22 protein-coding genes are annotated in these 24,847 nt (G+C 63.6%); 16 read left to right on the top strand and 6 right to left on the bottom strand.

Annotation, left to right across the window (positions count from 1 at the left end; translation table 11 throughout):
• The first annotated feature begins 276 nt into the window (after window positions 1–276).
• Complete coding sequence (locus tag CIT26_RS27515; protein ID WP_065011174.1) at window positions 277–549, top strand: usg protein; 273 nt, start codon at window positions 277–279, stop codon at window positions 547–549.
• A gap of 248 nt (window positions 550–797) precedes the next feature.
• Here CIT26_RS27515 and CIT26_RS27505 read toward each other — a convergent pair whose 3' ends face one another.
• Both CIT26_RS27505 and CIT26_RS27500 read right to left on the bottom strand, forming a co-directional pair.
• Window positions 798–1,832, bottom strand: coding sequence for an aldo/keto reductase (locus CIT26_RS27505; RefSeq protein ID WP_095495471.1), 1,035 nt, complete (start codon window positions 1,830–1,832; stop codon window positions 798–800).
• A 46-nt stretch (window positions 1,833–1,878) separates the two neighbouring features.
• Window positions 1,879–3,060: an MFS transporter gene (locus CIT26_RS27500; protein ID WP_095495470.1), complete on the bottom strand. Its 1,182-nt coding sequence runs from the start codon at window positions 3,058–3,060 to the stop codon at window positions 1,879–1,881.
• 138 nt (window positions 3,061–3,198) lie between these two features.
• Between CIT26_RS27500 and CIT26_RS27495 the strand changes: the two genes are divergently transcribed.
• Complete coding sequence (locus CIT26_RS27495) at window positions 3,199–4,107, top strand: LysR family transcriptional regulator (RefSeq protein WP_095495469.1); 909 nt, start codon at window positions 3,199–3,201, stop codon at window positions 4,105–4,107.
• A 54-nt stretch (window positions 4,108–4,161) separates the two neighbouring features.
• Here CIT26_RS27495 and CIT26_RS27490 read toward each other — a convergent pair whose 3' ends face one another.
• On the bottom strand, window positions 4,162–5,211 hold the full coding sequence (locus CIT26_RS27490; RefSeq protein WP_095495468.1) for an aldo/keto reductase: 1,050 nt from the start codon (window positions 5,209–5,211) through the stop codon (window positions 4,162–4,164).
• A 123-nt stretch (window positions 5,212–5,334) separates the two neighbouring features.
• The gene (locus tag CIT26_RS27485; protein ID WP_095495772.1) at window positions 5,335–6,015 is read right to left on the bottom strand and encodes a YggS family pyridoxal phosphate-dependent enzyme; all 681 of its coding nucleotides are present in this window, start codon (window positions 6,013–6,015) and stop codon (window positions 5,335–5,337) included.
• 145 nt (window positions 6,016–6,160) lie between these two features.
• On the opposite strand from CIT26_RS27485, the gene leuS reads away from it, so the two are divergent.
• On the top strand, window positions 6,161–8,785 hold the full coding sequence (leuS, locus tag CIT26_RS27480) for a leucine--tRNA ligase (protein ID WP_095495467.1): 2,625 nt from the start codon (window positions 6,161–6,163) through the stop codon (window positions 8,783–8,785).
• On the top strand, window positions 8,772–9,359 hold the full coding sequence (gene lptE, locus CIT26_RS27475) for an LPS assembly lipoprotein LptE (protein ID WP_095495466.1): 588 nt from the start codon (window positions 8,772–8,774) through the stop codon (window positions 9,357–9,359). Before leuS ends, lptE begins: the two co-directional genes overlap by 14 nt.
• A 92-nt stretch (window positions 9,360–9,451) precedes the next feature.
• On the opposite strand, the gene fsa is transcribed toward lptE, so the two are convergent.
• The gene (fsa, locus tag CIT26_RS27470; RefSeq protein ID WP_095495771.1) at window positions 9,452–10,105 is read right to left on the bottom strand and encodes a fructose-6-phosphate aldolase; all 654 of its coding nucleotides are present in this window, start codon (window positions 10,103–10,105) and stop codon (window positions 9,452–9,454) included.
• A 90-nt stretch (window positions 10,106–10,195) separates the two neighbouring features.
• Between fsa and CIT26_RS27465 the strand changes: the two genes are divergently transcribed.
• The 9 genes from CIT26_RS27465 (at window position 10,196) to lepB (ending at window position 20,076) form a co-directional block, all read left to right on the top strand.
• Window positions 10,196–12,379, top strand: coding sequence for a primosomal protein N' (locus tag CIT26_RS27465; protein ID WP_095495465.1), 2,184 nt, complete (start codon window positions 10,196–10,198; stop codon window positions 12,377–12,379).
• A gap of 36 nt (window positions 12,380–12,415) precedes the next feature.
• Window positions 12,416–13,111 (top strand): aspartate/glutamate racemase family protein, encoded by a 696-nt coding sequence (locus CIT26_RS27460; protein ID WP_095495464.1) that lies wholly within the window; start codon window positions 12,416–12,418, stop codon window positions 13,109–13,111.
• A 96-nt stretch (window positions 13,112–13,207) separates the two neighbouring features.
• On the top strand, window positions 13,208–13,603 hold the full coding sequence (locus CIT26_RS27455) for an AGROH133_08824 family phage infection protein (RefSeq protein WP_095495463.1): 396 nt from the start codon (window positions 13,208–13,210) through the stop codon (window positions 13,601–13,603).
• Between the two features lie 246 nt (window positions 13,604–13,849).
• Window positions 13,850–14,410, top strand: coding sequence for a F0F1 ATP synthase subunit delta (locus CIT26_RS27450; RefSeq protein WP_095495462.1), 561 nt, complete (start codon window positions 13,850–13,852; stop codon window positions 14,408–14,410).
• Window positions 14,410–15,939, top strand: a complete 1,530-nt coding sequence (gene atpA, locus CIT26_RS27445; protein ID WP_029349046.1) for a F0F1 ATP synthase subunit alpha — start codon at window positions 14,410–14,412, stop codon at window positions 15,937–15,939. Before CIT26_RS27450 ends, atpA begins: the two co-directional genes overlap by 1 nt.
• 33 nt (window positions 15,940–15,972) lie before the next feature.
• Window positions 15,973–16,857: a F0F1 ATP synthase subunit gamma gene (locus CIT26_RS27440; protein WP_095495461.1), complete on the top strand. Its 885-nt coding sequence runs from the start codon at window positions 15,973–15,975 to the stop codon at window positions 16,855–16,857.
• Window positions 16,858–16,929: 72 nt separating this feature from the next.
• Window positions 16,930–18,513: a F0F1 ATP synthase subunit beta gene (gene atpD, locus CIT26_RS27435; RefSeq protein ID WP_167391546.1), complete on the top strand. Its 1,584-nt coding sequence runs from the start codon at window positions 16,930–16,932 to the stop codon at window positions 18,511–18,513.
• A gap of 98 nt (window positions 18,514–18,611) precedes the next feature.
• A complete protein-coding gene (locus tag CIT26_RS27430; RefSeq protein WP_095495460.1) occupies window positions 18,612–19,019 on the top strand; it encodes a F0F1 ATP synthase subunit epsilon in 408 nt (135 codons plus the stop codon).
• Between the two features lie 139 nt (window positions 19,020–19,158).
• Window positions 19,159–20,076 carry a signal peptidase I gene (lepB, locus tag CIT26_RS27425; RefSeq protein ID WP_245319576.1) on the top strand — a complete coding sequence of 306 codons (918 nt, stop codon included), beginning with the start codon at window positions 19,159–19,161 and terminating at the stop codon, window positions 20,074–20,076.
• Between the two features lie 52 nt (window positions 20,077–20,128).
• Here lepB and CIT26_RS27420 read toward each other — a convergent pair whose 3' ends face one another.
• On the bottom strand, window positions 20,129–21,613 hold the full coding sequence (locus CIT26_RS27420; RefSeq protein ID WP_095495769.1) for a mannitol dehydrogenase family protein: 1,485 nt from the start codon (window positions 21,611–21,613) through the stop codon (window positions 20,129–20,131).
• Between the two features lie 175 nt (window positions 21,614–21,788).
• Between CIT26_RS27420 and uxaC the strand changes: the two genes are divergently transcribed.
• The 3 genes from uxaC to CIT26_RS27405 all read left to right on the top strand — a co-directional run bounded on the left by uxaC (window position 21,789) and on the right by CIT26_RS27405 (window position 24,843).
• Window positions 21,789–23,198, top strand: coding sequence for a glucuronate isomerase (gene uxaC / locus CIT26_RS27415; RefSeq protein ID WP_095495459.1), 1,410 nt, complete (start codon window positions 21,789–21,791; stop codon window positions 23,196–23,198).
• A 36-nt stretch (window positions 23,199–23,234) separates the two neighbouring features.
• A complete protein-coding gene (locus CIT26_RS27410; RefSeq protein WP_095495458.1) occupies window positions 23,235–24,212 on the top strand; it encodes a TRAP transporter substrate-binding protein in 978 nt (325 codons plus the stop codon).
• A 103-nt stretch (window positions 24,213–24,315) separates the two neighbouring features.
• On the top strand, window positions 24,316–24,843 hold the full coding sequence (locus CIT26_RS27405) for a TRAP transporter small permease (protein WP_095495457.1): 528 nt from the start codon (window positions 24,316–24,318) through the stop codon (window positions 24,841–24,843).
• The last annotated feature ends 4 nt before the right edge of the window (window positions 24,844–24,847 follow it).

The raw sequence follows: 24,847 nt of genomic DNA, 5'->3' as shown, positions 1-24,847 counted from the left end.
CCGGCTTGACCGCCGGCGGCATCACGGCGAAGCGGCCGCGAATTCGCGCGCATTATTAACAGTTCCGCGGCGACGGCAACATTAGACGTTGGATTTGCGCGGCGGGATTCCGCAGACGTTTTCGTTGCTGCTGTCAGCACTCAGGTAGGATCGCTGCTAACTGCATGATTTTGCGTCGTAAAATCTGCCGCAATCACGAAATATCAATAGACGATTAAGCAAATTGCGCGCACAATTTCAAATTGGGAGGAAAGGAGAATCAACCAGGGGACCGCGATGCGCGACCATTCCGAAATGGACCTGATGCTCAAGGGCTACGGCTTGACGACGGCCAAGATTCTTTATCATTTTCCCGATCATCCGCATCTGCTGCAGAGCTTTATCTGGCAGGACTACGACATCGCTCCGAAATTTCCGGTGCTGATCCGGTTCATCGAGTTCTGGCAGACCAAGCTCGATGGCCCGCTGCATTCGGTGAGCTATACGCACCAGAAGCTTATCGCGCCTAACGAATGGCACAAGGTGGACGGCGAGTTCGTGCTGCATTAGGCAACGGCGCAGGACGTTAGCTTGCAATCGTATTGGCTGCTGAGGTCGGCGCTTTACGGCGCCCCCTCTGTCCTGCCGGACATCTCCCCCACAAGGGGGGAGATCGGCAGCTTCGCTGACCGTGCCATTCTTTCACAACGTTGGAGATCTGGCGAAAGCCGTTGCAACATCCAATCTCCCCCCTCGTGGGGGAGATGTCCGGCAGGACAGAGGGGGCGCTGTCCCGCGGCCTGTCGGCCCGCGCGCAATTAAACCGCGGGCGGGCTCAGCCGGGCAAAACCCTCCTGCCGGCGATAGGGGAAATACGGATAGGGTGCGGTGACCGCGCTTGCCGCGTCGAGCTTCTTTATCTGGTCTGATGTCAATGACCAACCGACGGCGCCTAGGTTCTGGCGCAGCTGCTCCTCGTTGCGAGCGCCGACAATGACGGAGGCGACGGTCGGCCGCTGCAGCAACCAGTTGATGGCGATCTGCGGCACGGTCTTGCCGATTTCCTTGGCGACAGTGTCGAGCGCATCGACAACCCTGTAGAGCTGCTCGTCCTCGACCGGTGGCCCGAACCTTGCAGTGTCGTGCAACCGGCTTTTTTCGGGCAGTGGGTCGCCGCGGCGGATCTTGCCGGTCAGGCGGCCCCAGCCGAGCGGGCTCCACACCAGCGCGCCAACGCCCTGGTCGAGGCCGAGCGGCATCAGTTCCCATTCATAGTCGCGCCCGACCAGCGAATAATAGACCTGGTGGGCGACGTAGCGCGGATAGCCGTACCTGTCCGCCAGGCCGAGCGATTTCATCACTTGCCAGCCGGAAAAGTTGGAAACGCCGATATAGCGCAGCTTGCCGGCACGCACGAGACTGTCCAGCGTCGACAGCACCTCCTCGATCGGCGTTCCGGCGTCGAAAGCGTGCAGTTGCAGCAGATCAATGTATTCGGTGCCGAGACGCTTCAGCGCGTCCTCGACGGCCTTGATGAGGCGCGAACGGGAGGAGCCGGCATCGTTGGGACCGTCGCCCATCGGCAGCGAGGTCTTGGTCGAGATCAGCACGGCATCGCGGCGGCCCTTGATGGCCGCACCAAGCACTTCTTCGGAAGCGCCGTTCGAATAGACGTCGGCGGTGTCGAATAGATTGACGCCGGCCTCTAGGCAGATGTCGACCAGCCGCCGCGCTTCCGTCGCATCGCTATTGCCCCAGGCGCCGAACAGCGGCCCCGAACCGCCGAAGGTTCCAGCGCCGAACGAGAGCGCCGGGACCTTCAGGCCCGAGGCGCCAAGACGTCGATAATCCATGGTTTTGCTCCTTGTATCGAAGGGTGGTTGGATTTGTTTGGGATCGTCACGACCGGACGGATGCCGGTGTGCCGAGCACCGAACTGCGGTCGAGGCGCAGCGCTAATCCTGCCACTCCCAGTGCCGAGAGCGGCAGCAGGGCGGCGACCCAAGTGACGGCGCCGAGGCCGGGGCCATGGGCTATGGCCACGCCGCCGAGCCACGCGCCGGCGGCGTTGCCGAGATTGAAGGCGGCGATGTTGAAGGACGAGGCGAGGCTCTGTCCGGCGCCTTCAGCCTTTTCCAGCACCCACATCTGCAGCGGTGCCACGGTGGCGAAGGCGGCGGCGCCGAGCAGGCCGACATAGATGACGGCCATCGTCTGGTTGTGCAGGGCAAAGGTCATCGTGCCGAGCACCAGCGCCAGCACAACGAGACTGCCGAGAACCGAAGGCACCAGCCAGCGGTCGGCGAACTTGCCGCCGGCGAGATTGCCGGCGATGAGGCCGCCGCCGAAGACCAGCAGGATCGGCGATACGGCTGCTTCCCCAAAACCGGTGATCTCGGTCAGCAGGGGGGCGATGTAGGTGAAGACGGCGAAGACGCCGGCATAGCCAAGCACGGTGGTGGCGAAGCCGAGCAGAACCGGTGCGCGGCCGAGCACGGCGAGATCGCCGCGCAGGTCGCTCTTTTCCAGCGCCGCCTGGCTGCGCGGCACCAGCAGGAGAATGATGGCGAAGGCGACGATGCCGACCAGGGTTACCGCCCAGAAGGTCGCGCGCCAGCCGAAGGCCTGGCCGAGCCAGGTGCCGAACGGCACGCCGAGGATGTTTGCGATGGTCAGGCCAGTGAACATCAGGGCGATCGCCGAAGCCTTCTTGTTGGGCGCCACCAGCCCGGTCGCCACGACCGAACCAACGCCGAAGAACGTGCCGTGGGCAAAGGCGGTGAGCACGCGGGCAGCCATCAGCGTCCAGTAGTCGGGGGCCAGCGCACAGGCGAGGTTGCCCAGCGTGAAGATCGCCATCAGCGCCAGAAGCACCGTCTTGCGCGGCCAGCGGCCGGTGGCGATCGTCAACAGCGGCGCGCCGATGACGACGCCGAGCGCATAGCCCGAGATCAACTGGCCGGCGGCCGAGATCGAGACTCCGAGATCGGTGCTGACGTCGAGCAGCAGGCCCATGATGACGAATTCGGTGACACCGATGCCGAAGGCACCGGCGGCGAGGGCGTAAAGAGCAAGAGGCATGGCGGTTCCCACTTCGATGACAGCCAGTGTTGAAGACGGGACGCCGTGTCCTCCCGCGCCCCGTCCCGGAAGATCGTGTCGCGGCGTGCTGTGAACCAGCCTTGCGCAGGGCACATTGTCTGTGAAATAGATTCACGAATGGCGAGACCCGATATCAACCGCTCCGGCGAGATCGAAGTGTTTGTCCGCGTCGTTGAGGCGGGCAGCTTTTCGGCCGCCGCACGCGCGCTGCGGATGACGCCGTCGGCGGTGAGCAAGCTGATCGCGCGGCTGGAGGCCCGTCTTGGCGCGCGGCTGATCAGCCGTTCGACCCGCAAGCTCCAATTGACTCCAGAAGGCGCGGCCTTCTTCGACAGCGGCGTGCGCATCCTGGCCGACATGACGGCAGCGGAGCGCGAGGCGGCGGCCGGTGCCGCGCCGCGTGGGCGGCTGCGCGTCAACAGCTACGTGCCGTTCGGGCAGCACCGGCTGATCCCGCTTTTGCCGCGGTTCCTCGAACGCTATCCGGAAATCACCATCGATCTGGTTTTGACCGATCACGTCATCGACCTGATGGAGGAGCGCGCCGATGTCGCCATCCGCGCCGGGCCGCTCGGCGAATCACGTTTGGTGGCGCGCAAGCTCGGGCAGAGCCGTGTGGTCGTCGTTGCCGCGCCATCCTACCTCGGGACGCATGGCATGCCCCGAACGCCGGCCGATCTCGATCGTCACAACCGGATGGGTTTCTGCTTCGTGCGGCACATCGACGGCTGGCCTTTCGTCGACGCGGCCGGCGAGGCCGTTGTCGTCCCGATCACCGGAAATGCGCTGGTCAGCGACGGTGAGGCGATGCGGCTGATGGCGCTCTCCGGGACTGGCATCGCCCGGCTGGCGCGCTGGCATGTGGAACCCGACATCGCCGCCGGGCGGCTGGTGCCGCTTCTGGAGGATTTTAACCCCGGCGACGAGGAGCTTACCCACGCCGTCTATGTCGGGCAGGGCAAGCATTTGCCGGCGCGGGTGCGGGCCTTTCTCGATTTTCTGGTCGAGACGGTCCGGCTGACCTGAGCCTAAAGAAGATCGGGAGCCGGCCGGCTCCCGAAAATCGAAGATGAGATTGAATTACTTTTTCGGCGCAAAGGGCGCCGGCCGCCGGCCGGCCGCCTGACGCTCGAGCATCCAGCCCGGATATTCGGCCGGCAGCGCGCTGACCTCGTCGAGACGAGCAAGATCGTCGGTGTCGAGCTTCAACTCGGTGGCGGCGAGGTTCTGTTCGAGCTGCTCCATGCGGCTGGCGCCGATGATCACGCTCATCACGAAGGGTTTTGCCAAGACATAGCCAAGTGCCACCGAGGCGACGCTGACGCCGTGCTTGGCGGCGATCTCGCGCATGACGGCAACGGCAGCCCAGGCGCGGTCTTCATTGACCGGCGGGAAATTGAAGCTGGCGCGACGGCCCTCGCCATTGCCGGGCGCGCCGGGTCCGTATTTGCCGGAGAGCAGACCGCCCGCCATCGGCGACCAGACCATCAGCCCAAGCTTCTCCTCGTTGAGCAGCGGAACGATCTCGCGCTCCAGATCACGGCCGGCGATCGAATAGTAGGACTGGACCGTCTCAAAACGGGCGAAGCCCTTGCGTTCGGCGATGCCGAGCGCCTTGGCGATGCGCCAGGCCGCCCAGTTCGAAACGCCGATATAGCGGACCTTGCCGCTGGCAACCAGATCGTCGAGCGCCCTGAGTGTCTCATCAATCGGCGTCACCGTGTCGGTGCCGTGAAGCTGATAGAGATCGATATGGTCGAGCTGCAGCCGCTCGAGACTGCCCTCGACCGCATCCATGATGTGGCCGCGCGAGGAACCGCGCTGGTTGGGGCCGTCGCCCATGGCGCCATAGACCTTGGTGGCGATGATCACGTCCTGCCGGTTGACGCCGAGGTTCCGCAGCGACTGGCCGAGAAGCCGTTCCGATGCGCCGAAGGAATAGACATCGGCCGTGTCGAAGAAATTGACGCCGGCGGCGAGCGAGCGGGCGACGATCTCGTCGACGCCCTTCTGGTCAAGGCTGGCGATCAGGCCCCATTGGGCTTTTTCGCCGGCGGCGCCGAAGGTCATGGTGCCGAGGCAAAGTTCGGAGACGAACATCCCCGTGTTTCCAAGTTGATTATAGCGCATGGTGCGGCTCCAGAAATTTGGTGGTGACATCTGGCAAATAGGAACGGAACGTTTCGTTTCAAGTCCTCTGGTGCATCGAATTTCGGCTAGCAGAAAGCCGGTGCCGGCCTCGCAATGCGGGTGCTATGACGCGGTCGCGTAGTCCCTGCTGCCGAAGATCGCCGAGCCGACCCTGACACCGGTTGCGCCGAAGGCGATCGCCGTCTCGTAATCGCCGGACATGCCCATCGAGAGCTTTTCGACGCCGGCCTCCGTCCTGAGCTTTTCCAGCAGCGCGAAATGCGGACCGGGATTCTCGTCGACCGGCGGAATGCACATCAGACCTTCGATGGCGAGGCCGTGAACCGAACGGCAGCGGGTGACGAAGGCGACGGCCTCGCGCGGTTCGATGCCGGCCTTTTGCGGTTCCGAGCCGGTGTTAACCTGAACGTAGAGTTTTGGTGACTGGCCTTGTCTGGCGATTTCCTTGGCGAGTTCGGCCGCGATCTTCTCGCGATCGACCGTCTCGATGACGTCGAACAGCGCGACCGCTTCCTTCGCCTTGTTCGATTGCAGGGGACCGATCAGGTGCAGCTCGATGTCGGGGAAGTCCTCTTTCAGCGTCGGCCATTTGGCTTGTGCTTCCTGGACGCGGTTCTCGCCGAAGACGCGCTGGCCGGCGTCAATGACCGGGCGGATATCGGCGGCGTCGAAGGTCTTCGAGACCGCGACCAGCGTCACCGCGCCGGCTTTCCGTCCCGCCTCGCGCTCGGCGGCGGCGATCTTAGCCTTGACCGTGAAAAACTGTTCGACGGCGCTCGCCATGCCTATATCCTGACTCTGGTTTTTGTCCTGGCCGGGGCGTCGCAGTTGACGGGTCCGGCAATCCATGGTGAACACCGCGACGACATTTCCTGAGCCGCCGGGCATGTCCGGCTGTTCGCGCATGCTTTTAAGTGAAAAACACCCGATGGCAACCGAACGATACAATCCGCGCGCGTCAGAGCCCAAATGGCAGAAGGCCTGGGACGCCAAGAAGCTGTTCGAGGCTGATAACGACGACCCGCGTCCGAAATACTACGTGCTGGAGATGTTCCCCTATCCCTCGGGACGCATCCATATCGGCCATACCCGCAACTACACGATGGGCGACGTGGTGGCGCGCTACAAGCGAGCCAAGGGTTTCAACGTGCTGCACCCGATGGGCTGGGACGCCTTCGGCATGCCGGCCGAGAACGCGGCGATGCAGAACAAGGTGCATCCCAAGGACTGGACCTATCAGAACATCGCCGCCATGCGCGAGCAGCTCAAGGTCATGGGCCTGTCGCTCGATTGGGCACGCGAATTCGCCACCTGCGATGTCGACTACTACCACCGCCAGCAGATGCTGTTCCTCGATTTTGTCGAGAAGGGGCTGGTGACGCGCAAATCCTCCAAGGTCAACTGGGATCCGGAGGACATGACCGTGCTTGCCAACGAGCAGGTCATCGACGGACGCGGCTGGCGCTCGGGCGCGCTGGTCGAACAGCGCGAGCTGACGCAGTGGTTCTTCAAGATCACCGACTATGCGCAGGATCTGCTGGACTCGCTGGAAGGCCTCGACGAATGGCCGGAAAAAGTGAAGCTGATGCAGGCGAACTGGATCGGCCGTTCGGAAGGCCTGCTGATCCGCTGGCCGCTGGCCACTCCAGTCGATGGCGAAGATGAGCTGGAGGTCTACACGACGCGGCCCGACACCATCTTCGGCGCCTCCTTCATGGCGGTCGCAGCTGATCATCCGGTGGCGAAGAAGGCGGCCGAAAGCAATCCGGCGCTGGCCAAGTTCATCGACGAGGTTCGCCATATGGGCACTTCAGTGGCGGCACTGGAGACAGCCGAGAAGAGGGGTTTCGATACCGGCATCCGCGTCGTCCACCCGTTCGACGCGAACTGGACGCTGCCTGTCTATGTCGCCAATTTCGTGCTGATGGAGTACGGCACCGGCGCCATCTTCGGCTGCCCGTCCGGTGACCAGCGCGACCTCGACTTCGCTAACCGATATGGCCTGCCGGTCATTCCGGTGGTGATGCCGGAAGGCGAGAATCAGGGAAACTTCCAGATCATCGACGAGGCCTATGTCGGCGATGGCGTGATGATCAATTCGCGCTTCCTCGACGGCATGAAGCCTGATCAGGCATTCGACGAGGTGGCCAAGCTGCTGGAACAAAAGATCATCGGCAATCGGCCGATGGCCGAGCGCAAGGTCAACTTCCGCCTGCGCGACTGGGGCATTTCGCGCCAGCGCTACTGGGGCTGCCCGATCCCGATGATCCATTGCGAGGATTGCGGCGTGGTGCCGGTGCCAAAGGCGGACCTGCCGGTCAGGCTGCCGGACGATATCGAGTTCGACCGGCCGGGCAATCCGCTCGACCGCCATCCGACATGGCGGCATGTCAAATGTCCGCAATGCGGCAAGGATGCACGCCGCGAAACCGACACGATGGACACGTTCGTCGATTCGTCCTGGTATTTCGCGCGCTTTACCGCGCCCTGGGCGAACGACCCGACCGATCCCAAGGCAGCTACCGAATGGCTGCCGGTCGACCAGTATATAGGCGGCATCGAGCACGCCATTTTGCACCTTCTCTATTCGCGCTTCTTTACCCGCGCCATGCGCGAGACCGGACATGTCGATCTGGCCGAGCCATTCAAGGGCCTGTTTACGCAAGGCATGGTGGTGCACGAGACCTATCGGGTCGGCAGTGGCTCGAACGGCCGCTGGCTTGCGCCCAGCGAGGTTCGGCTGGAGGACGTCGACGGCAAACGCCGCGCCCACGAAATCGCGACCGGCGAAGAGGCGGTGATCGGCCCGCTCGAAAAAATGTCGAAGTCGAAGAAGAACACGGTGAGCCCGGAAGAGATTACCGACGGCTACGGCGCCGATACCGCGCGCTGGTTCATGCTGTCGGACTCGCCACCCGAGCGTGACGTCGAATGGACCGACGAGGGTGCTGCCGGCGCGCACCGCTTCATCCAGCGTATCTGGCGCCTGGTGTCGACGGCTGCCGAATCGCTTGCTGCAGTCCAGCCGGCAGCGGCGAAGGAGGGCGAGGCAGGGACTGTTTCCAAGGCCGCGCACAAGGCGTTGAAATCAGTCGGCGAGGATATCGAAAAGCTGGCCTTCAACCGCGCCATCGCCCGCATCTACGAGCTCGCCAATGCGCTTACCACGCCGCTCAACGAGGCGGCTGAAGGCAAGGCCGATCCGGCGCTCAAGGCTGCGTGCCGGCAAGCCGTCGACATCCTCGTGCATCTGATTGCGCCGGTGATGCCGCATCTGGCCGAGGAATGCTGGCAGACGCTCGGCGGCACCTTTCTGGTCGCCGAACGGCCCTGGCCAGTCTATGATCCGTCGCTTGTCGTCGACAGCGAGATCGTGCTGCCGGTCCAGGTCAACGGCAAGAAGCGCGGCGATTTGACAATTGCCCGCGACGCGGACCAAGGTGCCGTCGAAAAAGCGGTTCTGGCTCTCGACTTCGTGCAGAAAGCGCTCGAAGGTAAGGCACCGCGCAAGGTGATCATCGTCCCGCAGAGGATCGTCAATGTCGTTGCCTGATCCGAGGAAGATAGAAGTGACGCATTTGCTGCGCCGTATCGCGCTGTATGGCCTGGTCGCTTCGGTTGCGCTGGTTTCGGCCTGCACGGTGCGCCCGCTCTATTCGAGCGCGCCGCTGTCGGCCGGCTCGCAAGTCGGGGCTGCCGCCGAACTCGGGTCCATCTCGGTCAAGCCGGTCAACACCCGCTACGCCCAGCAGGTTCGCAACAATCTGATCTTCGCGCTCGGCCAGGGTGCGGGCGAGCCGGCTTCGCCCGCCTATTCGCTCGATCTCGGCGTTACCGAACTTGTTGAATCCGCTGCAACCGTGCAGGTCACGACCGATGACGACGAGCCAACAGCGGGCACCGTGACACTGACCGCAAACTATGTGCTGACCGACGCCAAGACCGGCACGACGATCGCGACCGGCAGGCGCTCGATAGCATCGTCCTTCGACAGGCCTCGTCAGGAGTTTGCCTCCTACCGGGCGCAAATCGACGCCGAAAACCGCGCGGCGCGCGAACTGGCGGACCTGCTGCGCCTGTCGATCGCCCAGAATCTGGTCAAGCACGGCAAGACGGTGGCGGGTTAAACTTTTCGGCCTGGATCGAGACGTTCCGGTTATCCCTGGCGCAGAAAAGGCCGATTGCTCGGCCTTTTCTGCCGGAACGCGACGTCTTGATTTCAGCCGATCTTCTGGCCAGTCTTGGCCCAGTCGGCGAGGAACTGCTCCAGGCCCTTGTCGGTTAGCGGGTGCTTGACCAGCGCCTTCAGCGTCGCCGGCGGGGCGGTGATGACGTCGGCGCCGATCAGTGCGGCCTGCTTGACATGGTTCACCGTGCGCACCGAGGCGGTCAGGATCTCGGTCTGGAAATCATAATTGTCGTAGATAGTGCGGATATCCGCAATCAGCTCCATGCCGTCCCAGCCGCTGTCGTCGATGCGGCCGACGAAGGGCGAGATGAAGGAGGCGCCGGCCTTGGCGGCGAGCAGCGCCTGGGTGGCCGAGAAGCACAGCGTGACATTGACCATGCGGCCGTCCGACCGGATGGCCTTGCAGGCCCTCAGGCCGTCGAGGGTCAGCGGCACCTTGATGCAGACATTGTCGGCGATCCTGGCCAGGATCTTGGCCTCCGCCATCATGTCCTTGTATTCGGTGGCGACGACTTCGGCCGAGACCGGGCCCTTGACGATCTCGCAGATCTCTCTGGTGACGTCGGCGATCTTGCCGCCGGATTTGAGGATCAGCGAGGGATTGGTGGTGACGCCGTCGAGCAGCCCCAAATCGTTCAGCTCACGGATTTCCTTGACATCGGCGGTGTCGACAAAAAATTTCATGACGGTCTCCTGAAGATTTTTCATGTGCGTGTCATGCACATTTGGGGTCGGACTTTGATCTAGACGAAAGTCAGGGCAAGGTCACGCCTCATGATGGAAGATTCGCCCTTTGTCGCGGCCGCATCGGTGCTGGTGCCGATGCCCGCCGAGCGGCCCTACACCTATGCCGTGCCCGCCGGCATGTGCGTGGTGCCGGGCTCGATCGTGCGCGTGCCGCTCGGTCCGCGCCAGGTTGCCGGGATCGTCTGGGACGGCACCGGCGAAAAGGTCGACGCAAAAAAGCTGCGCCCGATCGAGCAGGTCTTCGACTGCCCGCCTATAGACCGCGCTATGCGCCGCTTCGTCGACTGGATCGCGCAATACACGCTGTCGCCGCCCGGCATGGTGGCGCGCATGCTGCTGCGGGCGCCAGAGGCCTTCGACCCGGAACCGTGGATCGAAGGGCTGCAACGCACCTTCGCCAAACCCGACCGGATGACGGGTGCGAGGATGCGCGTGCTGGAAACGGCCGAAGGCGGGCTCGCCTGGACGCGGTCCGGGCTGGCGCATGCGGCCGGCGTGTCGTCGACGGTCATCGACGGGCTGAAAGCGCAAGGCGTGTTCGAGACGGTCATGATCCCGCCGCGACCGGTGGTCGCAGCACCCGATCCGGGCTACGCCCAGTCTTCGCTGATGCCGGACCAGAGCGATGCGGCCGAGATGCTGCGCACCAATGTCGCGGCCGGCACATTCGGCGTCACGCTGCTCGACGGGGTGACCGGATCGGGCAAGACGGAGGTCTATTTCGAGGCGGTCGCGGCGGCGCTCGCCCGTGGCAAGCAGGTGCTGATCCTGCTGCCGGAGATCGCGCTGACCCACGCCTTCCTCGATCGCTTCCAGGAACGGTTCGGCGCGAAGCCGGCGGAATGGCATTCGGACCTGCCGCCAAGGATGCGCGAGCGTGTCTGGCGGCAAGTGGCGGAAGGTGGCGTGCGCGCGGTAGCCGGCGCGCGTTCGGCGCTGTTTCTGCCGTTCAGGGAACTCGGGCTGATCGTCGTCGACGAGGAGCACGACCCGGCCTACAAGCAGGAGGACCGCGTCTTCTACAATGCCCGCGACATGGCGGTGGTGCGTGGCCATATCGGCGGCTTTCCGGTGGTGCTCGCCTCGGCGACGCCGTCGGTCGAAAGCCGGGTCAATGCGAGCCAGGGCCGCTATCATCGGGCGGTGCTTTCGGCGCGCTTCGCCGAGGCGGCGCTTCCCGACCTGAAGACGATCGACATGCGCCGCGCCCCGCCGGCGCGCGGCGGTTTCCTGTCGCCGGTGCTGCTTGGCCATATGCGGCAGACGCTGGAGAAACACGAACAATCCTTGCTGTTCCTCAACCGGCGCGGCTATGCGCCGCTGACGCTGTGCCGGGTCTGCGGCCATCGCTTTGGCTGCCCGGTCTGCTCGGCCTGGCTGGTCGAGCACCGCTTTCGTGGCCAGTTGATCTGCCACCATTGCGGACACAATGAGCGGCGGCCCGAGGCCTGCCCGGAATGCGGCACGCTCGATCATCTGGTCGCGTGCGGGCCGGGCGTCGAGCGCATCGCCGAAGAGGTCGTCGCGCGTTTCCCCGACGCCCGAACCATCGTCCTGTCGTCCGACCTGATGGGCGGCGTGCGGCGGCTGAGACTGGAGCTTGAAGCCATCGCCAAGGGCGAGGCCGACATCGTCATCGGCACGCAGCTGGTCGCCAAGGGCCACAATTTCCCAAACATGACGCTGGTCGGCGTGGTCGACGCCGATCTCGGTCTGGCCAATGGCGATCCGCGCGCCGCCGAACGCACTTTCCAGCTGCTCAGCCAGGTGACCGGTCGTGCCGGCCGCACCGGCAAGAAGAGCCTTGGCCTGCTGCAGACCTTCCAGCCCGACCACCCGGTAATGCGGGCGATCGTCTCCGGCGACGCCGAGGCTTTTTACGAGCGCGAGATCGCCGAGCGCGAACGGGCGGCGCTGCCGCCTTTCGGCCGGCTCGCCGGCGTCATCGTCAGTGCTGCGACCCGAGCGGAAGCGGAGGGCCATGCGCGGGGTTTGCGGCGCGCCGCACCTCAGGCCAGCGACCTGTTCGTGCTCGGCCCGGCCGAGGCGCCGCTGTCGCTGATCGGCGGCCGCCATCGCTTTCGCCTGCTGATCCAGGGCGAGCGGCGCGCTGACATGCAGGGGTTCATTCGCACCATGCTGGCCGAGGGGCCGAAGCTACGGGGCTCGGTGCGCGTGCAGGTCGACATCGACCCGCAGAGCTTTTTGTGAGGCCGACCGTGCAATTTGGACCGGAGCTGTGAAGAGATGAAAACCCTTGGCCTCATCGGCGGTATGAGTTGGGAATCAACGGCGATCTACTATCGCCTGCTCAACGAGATCGTGCGCGAGCGGCTGGGTGGGTTGCATTCGGCGAAACTGCTGCTGTGGTCGTTCGACTTTGCCGAGATTGCCGAACGGCAGCACGTCGGCGACTGGCAGGGGGCGGGCGTTCTGCTGGTCGAGGCGGCGCGTAAGCTCGAAGCAGCCGGTGCGGAGGGGCTGCTGATCTGCACCAACACCATGCACAAGCTAGCCGATCAGGTGGAGGTAGCGGTGTCGATACCGCTCATCCACATTGCCGATGCCACGGCTACCGCGGTTGCCCAGGCCGGCGTCAGCCGTCCGGCTCTCTTGGCAACGCGGTTCACCATGGACCAGGATTTCTACAAGGGCCGGCTCGCCGACAGGTACGGCCTTCATCCCGTGGTGCCAGATGAAGCCGGGCGGGACATGGTTCATCGCGTGATCTACGACGAACTCTGTCAGGGTATTGTCACCGCGGAATCGAAGGCGGCCTACATTGATGAAATCGCCCGTATGCGGCGCGACGAAAACATCGACAGCGTCATCATGGGGTGCACCGAGATCACCATGCTGATCGGCCAGCAGGATTTCGACATTCCTGTGTTCGACACGACGCGCATCCATGCCGAAGCGGCGGTCGAATTCGCTCTGGGTTGATGCGCTTTGCGCAATTCACCGACGCCATCTGGCGCATGTCTCTTCCTTCGCTAGAATGCCCGAAATTTCGAAACAGCCATTTTGCGAGGGGACAGTATGGAATTTGCGTTTCCGTGGCCGATGAGCCAGGGCGAGTGGCTGGCGTGGTCGAGCGCCGTCGTGACCTTGCTGTTCGGCCTGCTGCTGTTCTTGGCGCCCGGGCTTGCCTTCCGAATCCTGCGGCTGCAGGTCAAGCCCGAAAAGGCGGCGGCGATTGCCGAAGGTCGCGGCAGGATGTCGGGCTTCTATCTCGGCGTCAGCCTGTGCTGCATTCTGCTTGCGCAACCGCTGCTCTACATTGCGCTTGGCTTTTCCTGGCTGTTCACCGCCTTCGGCCGCCTGCTGTCGATGATGTCGGATGGCGCCAACACGCCATTCAATTGGGTTTCCATAGTGGTGGAACTGGTGCTGGCGGCGCTGCCGCTTGCCTTCGCCTTCGGCTTTGTGCCTTGAATCAAAGGCTAATTCGGGACCTGCGGTCGAACCGCACCACCAGATGCGACAATAGTGCCTGAAAACCATGCGGGACGACGCATTGCGGTCTTAAAATGCCTGTGCTAGACGGCAATCGACTTTCGGCCGGGGATAGCGGAAGCCGCGTCTCCGTGCTTGAAAAAATGCAGTAAGGTCAAAGATTTAGCCAGAGTTTTCGCTCGCGCCAATAATCTGCGGCCTGTCAGACAAGAGAAAAGACGGTCCGTGGCCCAATCGTCATCGCCAATCTCAGGTGTCGCAGAACGCTATGCGGGTTCGCTGTTCGAGCTCGCGCTCCAGGCGAATTCGGTCGCTCAGGTCGAGGCCGACCTCAACAGTTTCGCGGCGATGCTCGAAGGCAGTGCGGATCTGACCCGTCTGATCAATAGCCCGGTGTTCTCCAGCGAGGACCAGGCCAAGGCCATTGCGGCGATCGCCGACAAGGCAGGGATCACCGGCCTCACCGGCAATTTCCTGCGCGTCGTCGCCCAGAACCGCCGTCTGTTCGCCATCCCGGGCATGATCAAGGCATTCCGCCAGATCGCCGCCGAGCATCGTGGCGAGACCGCCGCTCAAGTTACCTCGGCGCACGCGCTGACTGACGCCCAGCAAACCGAGCTGAAGGCGGCGCTGAAAAGCGTTGCCGGCAAGGATGTCGCGATCACCGTGACCGTCGATCCGTCGCTGCTCGGCGGGCTGGTGGTCAAGATAGGCTCGCGCCAGATCGATACGTCGCTCAAAACCAAACTCAATTCGCTCAAGCTTGCACTGAAAGAGGTCGGCTGATGGACATCCGCGCCGCGGAAATTTCCGCAATTCTGAAAGACCAGATCAAGAATTTCGGCAAGGAGGCCGAGGTCTCCGAAGTCGGCCAGGTTCTGTCCGTCGGTGACGGCATCGCCCGCGTCTATGGCCTCGACAATGTCCAGGCCGGCGAGATGGTCGAGTTCCCCGGCGGCATCCGCGGCATGGCGCTCAATCTCGAAGCCGACAATGTCGGCGTCGTCATCTTCGGCGCCGACCGCGACATCAAGGAAGGCGATATCGTCAAGCGCACCGGCGCCATCGTCGATACGCCTGTCGGCATGGGCCTGCTCGGCCGCGTGGTCGACGCGCTCGGCAACCCGATCGACGGCAAGGGCCCGATCCAGGCGACCGAGCGCAAGCGCGTCGACGTCAAGGCGCCCGGCATCATTCCGCGCAAATCGGTGAACGAGCCGATGTCGACCGGCCTCAAGGCCATCGACGCGCTGATCCCGGTCGGCCGCGGCCAGCGCGAGCTGGTCATCGGCGATCGCCAGACCGGCAAGACCGCGATCATCCTCGACACGATGCTCAACCAGAAATCGGTGCACGAGCACGGGCCGGAGAAGGAAAAGCTCTACTGCGTCTACGTCGCCGTCGGCCAGAAGCGCTCGACCGTCGCGCAGTTCGTGAAAGTTCTCGAAGAGCGCGGCGCGCTCGACTATTCGATCATCATCGCCGCCACCGCTTCCGATCCGGCGCCGATGCAGTTCCTGGCGCCGTTCACCGCCTGCACGATGGGCGAATATTTCCGCGACAACGGCATGCACGCACTGATCAGCTACGATGATCTGTCGAAGCAGGCCGTCGCCTATCGCCAGATGTCGCTGCTGCTGCGCCGCCCGCCCGGCCGCGAAGCCTATCCGGGCGACGTCTTCTACCTGCATTCGCGCCTTCTGGAGCGGGCCGCCAAGCTCAATGACGACAATGGCGGCGGTTCGCTGACGGCTCTGCCGATCATCGAGACCCAGGCCAACGACGTGTCGGCCTATATCCCGACCAACGTCATCTCGATCACCGACGGCCAGATCTTCCTGGAAACCAATCTGTTCTTCCAGGGCGTCCGCCCGGCGGTCAATGTCGGCCTGTCGGTGTCGCGCGTCGGCTCCTCGGCGCAGATCAAGGCGATGAAGCAGGTCGCCGGCTCGATTAAGGGCGAGCTCGCGCAGTACCGCGAAATGGCGGCCTTCGCCCAGTTCGGCTCAGACCTCGACGCCGCTACGCAGCGCCTGCTCAACCGCGGTGCGCGCCTGACCGAACTCCTGAAGCAGCCGCAATTCTCGCCGCTCAAGGTCGAAGAACAGGTCGCGGTGATCTTCGCCGGCGTCAACGGCTATCTCGACAAGCTGGCAATTGACCAGGTCAGCAAATTCGAGCATGGCTTGCTCAGCCACATGCGCTCGGCCGGCAAGGAGGTGCTCGACGGCATCCGCAAGGAGAAGGCGCTGTCGGACGATCTGCGCGCCAAGCTGAAGGCGGAGATCGACACCTTCGCCAAGACCTTTGCTTGAACGAGGCCGGACGGGCGGGATCAGGTTTGAAGCATGCCTTCACTAAAAGACCTTCGTAACCGTATCGCCTCGGTCAAGGCGACGCAGAAGATCACCAAGGCGATGCAGATGGTCGCCGCGGCGAAGCTGCGCCGCGCGCAGGAGGCGGCGGAAGCCGCGCGCCCCTATTCGGAGCGCATGGGCGCGGTGCTGGCCAACATCACCCAGGCGATCGGCGGCGGCGGCGAGGCCCCGGCGCTGATGACCGGCACCGGCAAGGACGACGTGCATCTGCTCGTCGTCTGCACCGCCGAGCGTGGTCTGTGCGGCGGCTTCAATTCGCAGATCGCGCGCCTTGCCCGCGACCACATCCGCAAGCTTCTGGCCGACGGTAAGCAGGTCAAGATCATCTGCGTCGGCAAGAAGGGATTCGACATCCTGCGTCGCGACTACGCGGCGCTGATCCTCGAGCGTGTCGATTTGCGTGAAGTGAAGACGCTCGGCTTCGTCAATGCCGATGCCATTGCCAAGAAAGTTATCCAACTTTTCAACGAGGGTGGCTTCGACATCTGCACGCTGTTCTATTCGCAGTTCAAGTCGGTGATCAGCCAGGTCCCGACGACCCAGCAGATCATCCCGGCAGGCATGCCTTCCGCTGCCGCCGAGGCGACGGACGGCGGCAATGCCGTCTATGAATACGAGCCGGAGCCGGGCGAAATCCTCTCCGACCTCATCCCGCGCAACATCTCCGTGCAGGTCTTTCGTGCGTTGCTCGAAAACGCGGCCGGCGAGATGGGCGCCAAGATGAGCGCCATGGACAATGCGACGCGCAACGCCGGCGACATGATCAACAAATTGTCGATCACCTACAACCGCCAGCGGCAGGCGCAGATCACCAAGGAATTGATCGAAATCATTTCGGGCGCCGAGGCGCTCTAGGCGCGCTCCCACGAAGGTCTCCGACCTTCGAGCGGATCGCGTGAGAAACAAGAGACGAAAAGGGTAAAGACGATGGCGAAAGCAGCGACCCCCCAGAAGGCGGCCCCGAAGACCGCCGCGAAGGCGGCAGCACCGGCAAAGGCTCCGGCAGCGGCAGCGAAAGCCGCTCCGGCCAAGAAGGCGGCTGCGCCCGTCAAGGCAGCCGCGGCGAAGGCGCCGACCGTTGCCATCAAGAAGACTGGCTTGGCCGGCAAGGTTCGCCAAGTCATCGGCGCCGTTGTCGACGTGCAGTTCGGCGAACATCTGCCGGCAATCCTGAACGCGCTGGAAACGTCCAATGTCGGCAATCGCCTCGTGCTCGAGGTGGCGCAGCACCTTGGCGAGAACACCGTGCGCTGCATCGCCATGGACTCGACCGAAGGTCTGGTTCGCGGCCAGGACGTCTATGACACCGGCGCACCGATCACCGTGCCGGTCGGCCCGGGCATGCTCGGCCGTATCATCAACGTCATCGGCGAGCCGGTCGACGAGGCAGGCCCGGTCGACGGCATCGAGATGCGCTCTATCCACCAGCCGGCTCCGACCTATGTCGAGCAGTCGACGGAAGCGCAGATCCTGGTCACCGGCATCAAGGTTCTCGACCTGCTGGCACCTTATGCCCGCGGCGGCAAGATCGGCCTGTTCGGCGGCGCCGGCGTCGGCAAGACCGTGCTGATCCAGGAACTGATCAACAACGTCGCCAAGGCGCATGGCGGCTTCTCGGTGTTCGCCGGCGTCGGCGAGCGCACCCGCGAGGGCAACGACCTCTATCATGAGTTCATCGAGTCCGGCGTCAACAAGAAGGGCGGCGGCGAAGGATCCAAGGCGGCGCTCGTCTATGGCCAGATGAACGAGCCGCCGGGTGCGCGCGCCCGCGTCGGCCTGACCGGTTTGACAGTCGCCGAATATTTCCGCGACCAGGGCCAGGACGTGCTGTTCTTCGTCGACAACATCTTCCGCTTCACGCAGGCGGGCTCCGAAGTGTCGGCGCTGCTCGGTCGTATTCCGTCGGCCGTGGGCTACCAGCCGACGCTGGCCACCGACATGGGCGCGCTGCAGGAGCGCATCACGACGACGACCAAGGGCTCGATCACCTCGGTGCAGGCGATCTACGTGCCGGCCGACGATCTGACTGACCCGGCGCCGGCGACCTCGTTCGCCCACCTCGACGCGACGACCGTGCTCAACCGCGCGATCTCGGAAAAGGGCATCTATCCGGCCGTCGATCCGCTCGATTCGACCTCGCGCATGCTCGATCCGATGGTCGTCGGCGAAGAGCACTACCAGGTCGCCCGCCAGGTGCAGTCGATCCTTCAGCGCTACAAGTCGCTGCAGGATATTATCGCCATCCTGGGCATGGACGAGCTGTCGGAAGAGGACAAGCAGACGGTGGCCCGCGCCCGCAAGATCGAGCGCTTCCTGTCGCAGCCCTTCTTCGTCGCCGAAGTGTTCACCGGCGCGCCGGGCAAGCTGGTCGATCTCGCCGACACGATCAAGGGCTTTAAGGGCCTCTGCAACGGCGACTATGACCACCTGCCGGAAGCCGCCTTCTACATGGTCGGCGGCATCGAAGAAGCGGTCGAGAAGGCACAGCGCCTGGCGGCCGAAGCGGCGTAAAGAAGCGAATAGCGAATAGGGAGTAGCGAATAGGGGCGATGTGAGCCGAGCGTTTTTGTCTATTCGCTACTCACCACTCGCTATTCGCTAAATTGATCATGCCTGAAGCTTTCAAATTTGAACTGGTCTCGCCGGAGCGCCTGCTGGTTTCCGAGCAGGTCGAATCCGTCGTCATTCCGGGCGCCGAAGGCGAGATGACTGTGATGGCCCATCACGCGCCGGTCATGACCACGATCAAGCCGGGCGTCGTCACGGTGAAGACCGCGCAAGGCAAGGAAGAACGCTACGTCGTGTTCGGCGGCTTCGCCGACATCGTTCCGGCCGGTTGCACGCTGCTGGCAGAATCGGCGGTAGCCGTCGGCGACATCGATCGCGCCGACCTGGCCCGCCGTATCCAGGAAGCCAGGGAAGACGTCGCCGACGCCAAGGACGACCAGACGCGCAGCAAGGCCGAGCAGTTTCTTAGCCAGCTCACCACACTCGAAGGCGCCGTCCTGCCTGCTTGAAGCGAAGATCAGTCCGGCAATTGCAAAAGCGAGGCTTGCCTCGCTTTTTTATTTGATGGACAGTCCTGCTTGTCTGCCTTGGGGGCGGTAGCCAGTGACTGAAGAAACAAAGTCGAGATCCAGATGGTCGGCGGCCCTGGTGTCGGCCTTTGGCGGTCCGTTCGGCGGATTTGTTTGGATCGGAAGCGGCAAGCTGGCGGTCATCAGTCTGGTTGCGATCAGTACCGCAAGCGTAGCCCTTTGCTACTTCGGGTTCCCGGTTTTGCCTGGCATCGATCTTTCCGGATTGGCCAATCTTTCAAGTATCGGCATAGCGATCTTGTCGGTGGTGCTCGTTGTTCCCTTTGCGCATCGATTCAAGCCGGACAAATGGTACGCACATGGATTTTCGGTTCTAGTGCTGGCCTTTCTGGCCTCGTCTCTGGCTGCGTTTGCGATCCGGTCGTTCCTGTTTCAGCCATTCTCAATACCAGCCAGCAGCATGGTGCCAACGCTTGAGGTCGGTGACTATCTGTTCGCGTCCAAATTTGCTTACGGCTACAGCCGCTACAGCGTCCCCTTTGGCTTGCTGCCGATCGAAGGGCGGACGTTCGACACGGCGCCGGCGCTGGGCGATATCGCAGTTTTCAGGCGGCCGTCTGATCCCAGTACCGACTACATCAAGCGCATTGTCGGCCTTCCTGGCGACAAGATCCAGATGATCGACGGCGTCCTTCACATCAACGATCAGGCGGTGAAGCTTGAAGAGACCGGCTCTTACTCCTCCGAGGAGATCCTGTCGGCCAAAATGCAGCGCGAAACATTGCAGAACGGCGTCTCCTACTCGGTCCTCGACGTGATCGACGGATCGATGGGCGACAACACGCAGCCTGTTGTCGTTCCGGCCGGCCGCTACTTCATGCTTGGCGACAATCGCGACGGTTCCGCCGATAGCCGTTTTGATATGGGTACTATTCCGTATGAGAATTTGGTCGGCAAGGGCGTTCGCCTGTTCTGGAACTCCAGAGGTATCGACTACTCGTCACCGCACACGTTGGACGGTCTGACAGGCAAATAGCTTCAAGTCGTCAGCGCTTCCACTGCACGCACGACTGGCGCGCGGCTCTGCCTCATGTTTTCTCACCCTGTATGCCCAGCGCTGTGAAAGCAGCAGCCACGCCGCCCTGCCGCAGGCGTTCGAGATGGGCGGCCGCGAGGTCGATCAGCGTCAGGCGCTCAGCACCGCCCTTGGCGAAGCCGGCCAGGTCGAACACCGCCGCCACCGCTTCGTCAGCCGACAGATGCCGAGTGTCGAGTGCGGCCAGCGACGTGTCGAGCGGGTCGGTGAAATGGTTTTCCGGCAAGGCTTTGCCGCGCGCCTCGCAAGCGGCGATCCAGGCGGCCACCACCAGCATCAGATGCGCGGGCGGGGCGCCGGCACTCAGCCGCTCCATGGCCGAGGCGACGATGCGCTGCGGCAGTTTCTGGCTGCCATCATTGGCGATCTGCGCCGTCCGATGAGCAAGCGCGGTGTTCGAATAACGCTCGGCGAGCTGGGCGGTGTAGTCGGCCGTGTCGAGCCCGGCGTCCTTCGGCAGCGTCGTGATGGCCTCGGCCCACAATCCGTCGACGAACTGCCGGATCGCCGGATTGGCGAAGGCGCGGTCGACCGTCTCAAAGCCGCTGAGCAGGCCGAGATAGGCGATGGCCGAATGCGAGCCGTTGAGCAGGCGCAGCTTCATGTCCTCGAACGGCCCGACATCACCGACCATGGTGACGCCGAACCTTTCCCAGGCCGGCCTGCCCGCCGGGAAATCGTCTTCGACCACCCATTGGCAGAACGGCTCGGTCATCACAGGCCAGGCGTCCTCGACGCCGAGCTGGCCTGATATCCGTGCCCGGTCGGCATCGGTGGTCGCCGGCACGATGCGATCCACCATGCTCGACGGAAACGCCACCTCGTCGGCGATATGGCGGGCGAGATCGGTACCGCGCAAGGCGGCGAACTCGACCAGCAGCCGGTGCAGCGTGGCGCCGTTGGCGGGGAGGTTGTCGCAGCACAGCAGGGTGAATGGCTGGATACCGGCGGCGCGGCGGCGCGCAAGCGATTCGGCCAGAAAACCATGCGCCGTTCGCGGCATTTGCGGGTTGGCCAAATCGTGGACGATGTCGGGATGGGCCGTGTCCAGTCCGCCACCCGCCACCCTGAGATAGGCCTTTTCGGTGATCGTCAGCGTGACGATGGAGGTGCGCGGGTCAGTCAGCGCGGCCAGCACCGCACCCGGATCTTCCGGCGCCACCAGCATCGACAGGATCGAGCCGACGACGCGCAGGCTTTCGCGGTCGCTGCTCCTGACCGCCAGCGTGTAAAGTCCGTCCTGCGGCGCCAGCGCGTCGCGTGTGTCGGCGCTGCGCAGCGAGACGCCGACAATGCCCCAATCCATCTCTCCCGCCGCCAGGCAGTCGTCGATATAGGCTGCCTGATGGGCGCGGTGGAATGCGCCGACGCCGAGATGGACGATGCCGGGTACGACATGGTTGCGGTCGTATCCGGGGACCGCGACCGAGGCCGGCAATGCCTGCCGCGTGCTGTTGGAAAGGCGTCTGTCTGTCATCGTGCGATGGGTCTGATCGAGCTCGTGCCGGGTGTGGCCGGCATGCGGCGTAGCATCCGTTTCTTTCCCGCACAATGGGCTGACGTTGCGTAAAAGTCATCATACAACAATCTATTTTTTGTATGTTGACATTATTTCTTTTCGATCCTACCGATGCCGGATTGGGAGGATTGATGTGGCCGTACTGACCGATCCGGATTTGCTGTTTCCCTCGGAGGCGCATCCGCGTTCGCTTGCCCGCGATCTCTACGCAGCTGTCAAGGATCTGCCGATCGTCAGCCCGCACGGTCACACCGATCCGCGCTGGTATGCCCTCAATGAGGCATTCCCCGATCCGGCGCAATTGCTTGTTGTGCCGGACCATTACATCTTCCGCATGCTGTTCAGCCAGGGCGTCCGGCTCGAGGATCTCGGCGTGCCAACGCTCGATGGCTCACCGGTGGAGACCGACGGCAGGACGATCTGGCGGCGCTTCGCCGAGCACTATTATCTGTTCCGCGGCACACCGACGCGGCTGTGGTTCGACCATGTGCTTGCCCATCTGTTCGGCATCGAAGAGCCGCTGACGGCCGCAACCGCCGACCGCCATTACGACACCATCTCGACCTTGCTGCAGTGGGAGAATTTTCGCCCGCGAGCGCTGTTCGAGCGCTTCAACATTGAGGTCATCGCGACGACCGAAGGCGCGCTCGACGATCTCAGATGGCACCAGATGATCCGCGACAGCGGCTGGGAGGGCCGCGTCGTCACCGCCTACCGGCCGGACGCGGTCGTCGATCCCGATTTCGAAGGCTTTTCGGCCAATCTCGATCGGCTCGGCGACATCACCGGCTGCGACACCGGCACCTGGGCCGGCTATCTCGATGCGCATCGCCAGAGAAGGGCCTTCTTCAAAAGTTTCGGGGCGACCGCGTCGGATCACGGCCATCCGACAGCGGAGACCGCCAATCTTTCGGATCCCGCCGCGCAGGAGCTGTTCAACCGCATCCGCCGGGGCTCGGACGACGAGCGTGAGCGAAAACTGTTTCGCGCCCAGATGCTGACGGAGATGGCCAAGATGAGCCGCGACGATGGGCTCGTCCTGCAGATCCATCCCGGCTCCTGGCGCAATCATTCGCCTTCCGTCTTCCAAAAATTCGGCAGAGACAAGGGTTTCGATATCCCGGCCAGAACCGACTATGTGACGGCGCTAAAGCCGCTGCTCGACTGCGTCGGCCTGGAGCGCGACCTTACAATCATCCTCTTCACGCTGGACGAGACCAGCTATGCGCGCGAGCTGGCGCCGCTCGCCGGCGTTTATCCGGCGCTGAAACTCGGGCCGGCCTGGTGGTTCCACGACAGCCCGGAGGGCATGCGCCGGTTCCGCGAGATGACCACCGAGACGGCCGGCTTCTACAACACCGTCGGCTTTAACGACGATACCCGCGCCTTTCCATCCATCCCGGCTCGCCACGATGTGGCGCGTCGGGTCGATTGCGCCTTTCTTGCGCGTCTCGTCGCCGAGCACCGGCTCCGCGAGGACGAGGCGCAGGAGCTGGCGCAGGAACTTGCCTATACGCTCGCGAAAAAGGCGTACCGGCTCTAACGGCGCTTGCCGCCATCGTTCAACGGGAGGAACCCAATGCTGCATTTTTCTAGACTGGCGGGAGCTACGCTATTGGCCGCCGCACTGATGGCCGGAACGGCAAGCGCCCAGACGGTTCTGCGCTCGTCCGACACGCACCCGGACGGCTATCCGACGGTCGAGGCGGTCAAATATTTTGGCGAGCTTGTCAAGGAGCGCACGGCCGGCCGCTATTCGGTCGATGTCTACCATTCCGCGCAGCTCGGCGAGGAAAAGGACACGATCGAGCAGGTGCGCTCCGGCGTGATCGACCTCAACCGCGTCTCGATGGCGCCGTTCAACGGGCTCATCCCCGAAACCACCGTGCCCTCGCTGCCCTACATCTTCCGCTCGGAAGACCATATGCACAAGGTCATGGACGGACCGGTCGGAGACCAGATCGCGGCGGCGTTCGAACAGGTCGGGCTGGTGCTGCTCGCCTTCTATGACGGCGGCGCGCGCTCCTTCTACAATTCGAAGAAGCCGATCAACTCTGTAGCCGATATGGCCGGCATGAAGTTCCGCGTCATCCAGTCCGACATCTTCGTCGACATGGTGGCGGCACTCGGCGCCAACGCGACGCCGATGCCGTATGGCGAGGTGTATTCGGCGATCGAGACCGGGGTCATCGACGGCGCGGAGAACAATTTTCCGAGCTACGACACCGCCAAGCATGCGGAAGTCGCCAAGTTCTATTCGCTTGACGAGCACACGATGGTGCCGGAAGCCTTCGTCATGGCGAAGTCGAGCTGGGACAAGCTGACGCCGGAAGACCAGGCGATCTTCAAGGCGGCCGCCAAGGAAAGCGTCGCCAAGCAGCGTGAGCTGTGGGCCGCCAAGGTCAAGGAATCGCGTGCCAAGGTCGAGGCGGCCGGTTCGCAGATCACGACGCCGGACAAGCAGCCCTTCATCGACGCGATGGGTCCGGTCTACGAAAAGCACGTCAAGGACGACAAGCTGAAGGCGATGGTCGAGGCCATTAGGGCCGTGCAGTGATCAAGCGGCGGCGCGGGATTTCCGCGCCGCCATCCTCTTGCGGAGAGAACCGGTGACCTCCAGCTCAGAACAGAGACCGCCCCTGTCCGGCATCGCGCGGGCGATGTCGCGCGTCAGCACGGCGGCGCTGTGGATCGCCGGCGTCGGGCTGGTGCTGATGACCGCCTTCGTCGCCTGGCAGGTGTTCGGCCGCTATGTTCTGAACCGCTCGCCGAGCTGGACCGAGCAGGGCTCGGTGATGCTGATGAGCTGGTTCATTTTCCTCGGCGCTGCCGTCGGGGTGCGCGAGAACTATCACCTCGGCTTCGACGTCCTGCTCTACGTGCTGCCGAAAGGCGGCAAGCGTTGGCTGAGGATGATCTCGGACCTCGTCGCGCTCGCCTTCGGCATCGGCATGATCTGGTACGGCAGCCAACTGGTCGCATTGACCTGGGGCGCCACCTTGCCGTCGCTCGGCATATCAGGGGGCTGGGACTACGTCCCGCTTGTCGCGGGAGGCGCGCTCATCGTGCTCTTTACGCTGGAGCGCATTGTGCTTCGCCTTTCCGGTGCGGCGATCGACGATGCGCTCGATGAACTGCCGCCGGCGGAAGTCGCAGCCGAACTCGACACAGCGAACGTGAAGGTCTGACGCA

The sequence above is a fragment of the Mesorhizobium temperatum genome (genome assembly GCF_002284575.1).
In the GTDB taxonomy this organism is placed as follows: domain Bacteria; phylum Pseudomonadota; class Alphaproteobacteria; order Rhizobiales; family Rhizobiaceae; genus Mesorhizobium; species Mesorhizobium temperatum.
This window is presented reverse-complemented; position numbering and strand designations above follow the sequence as displayed.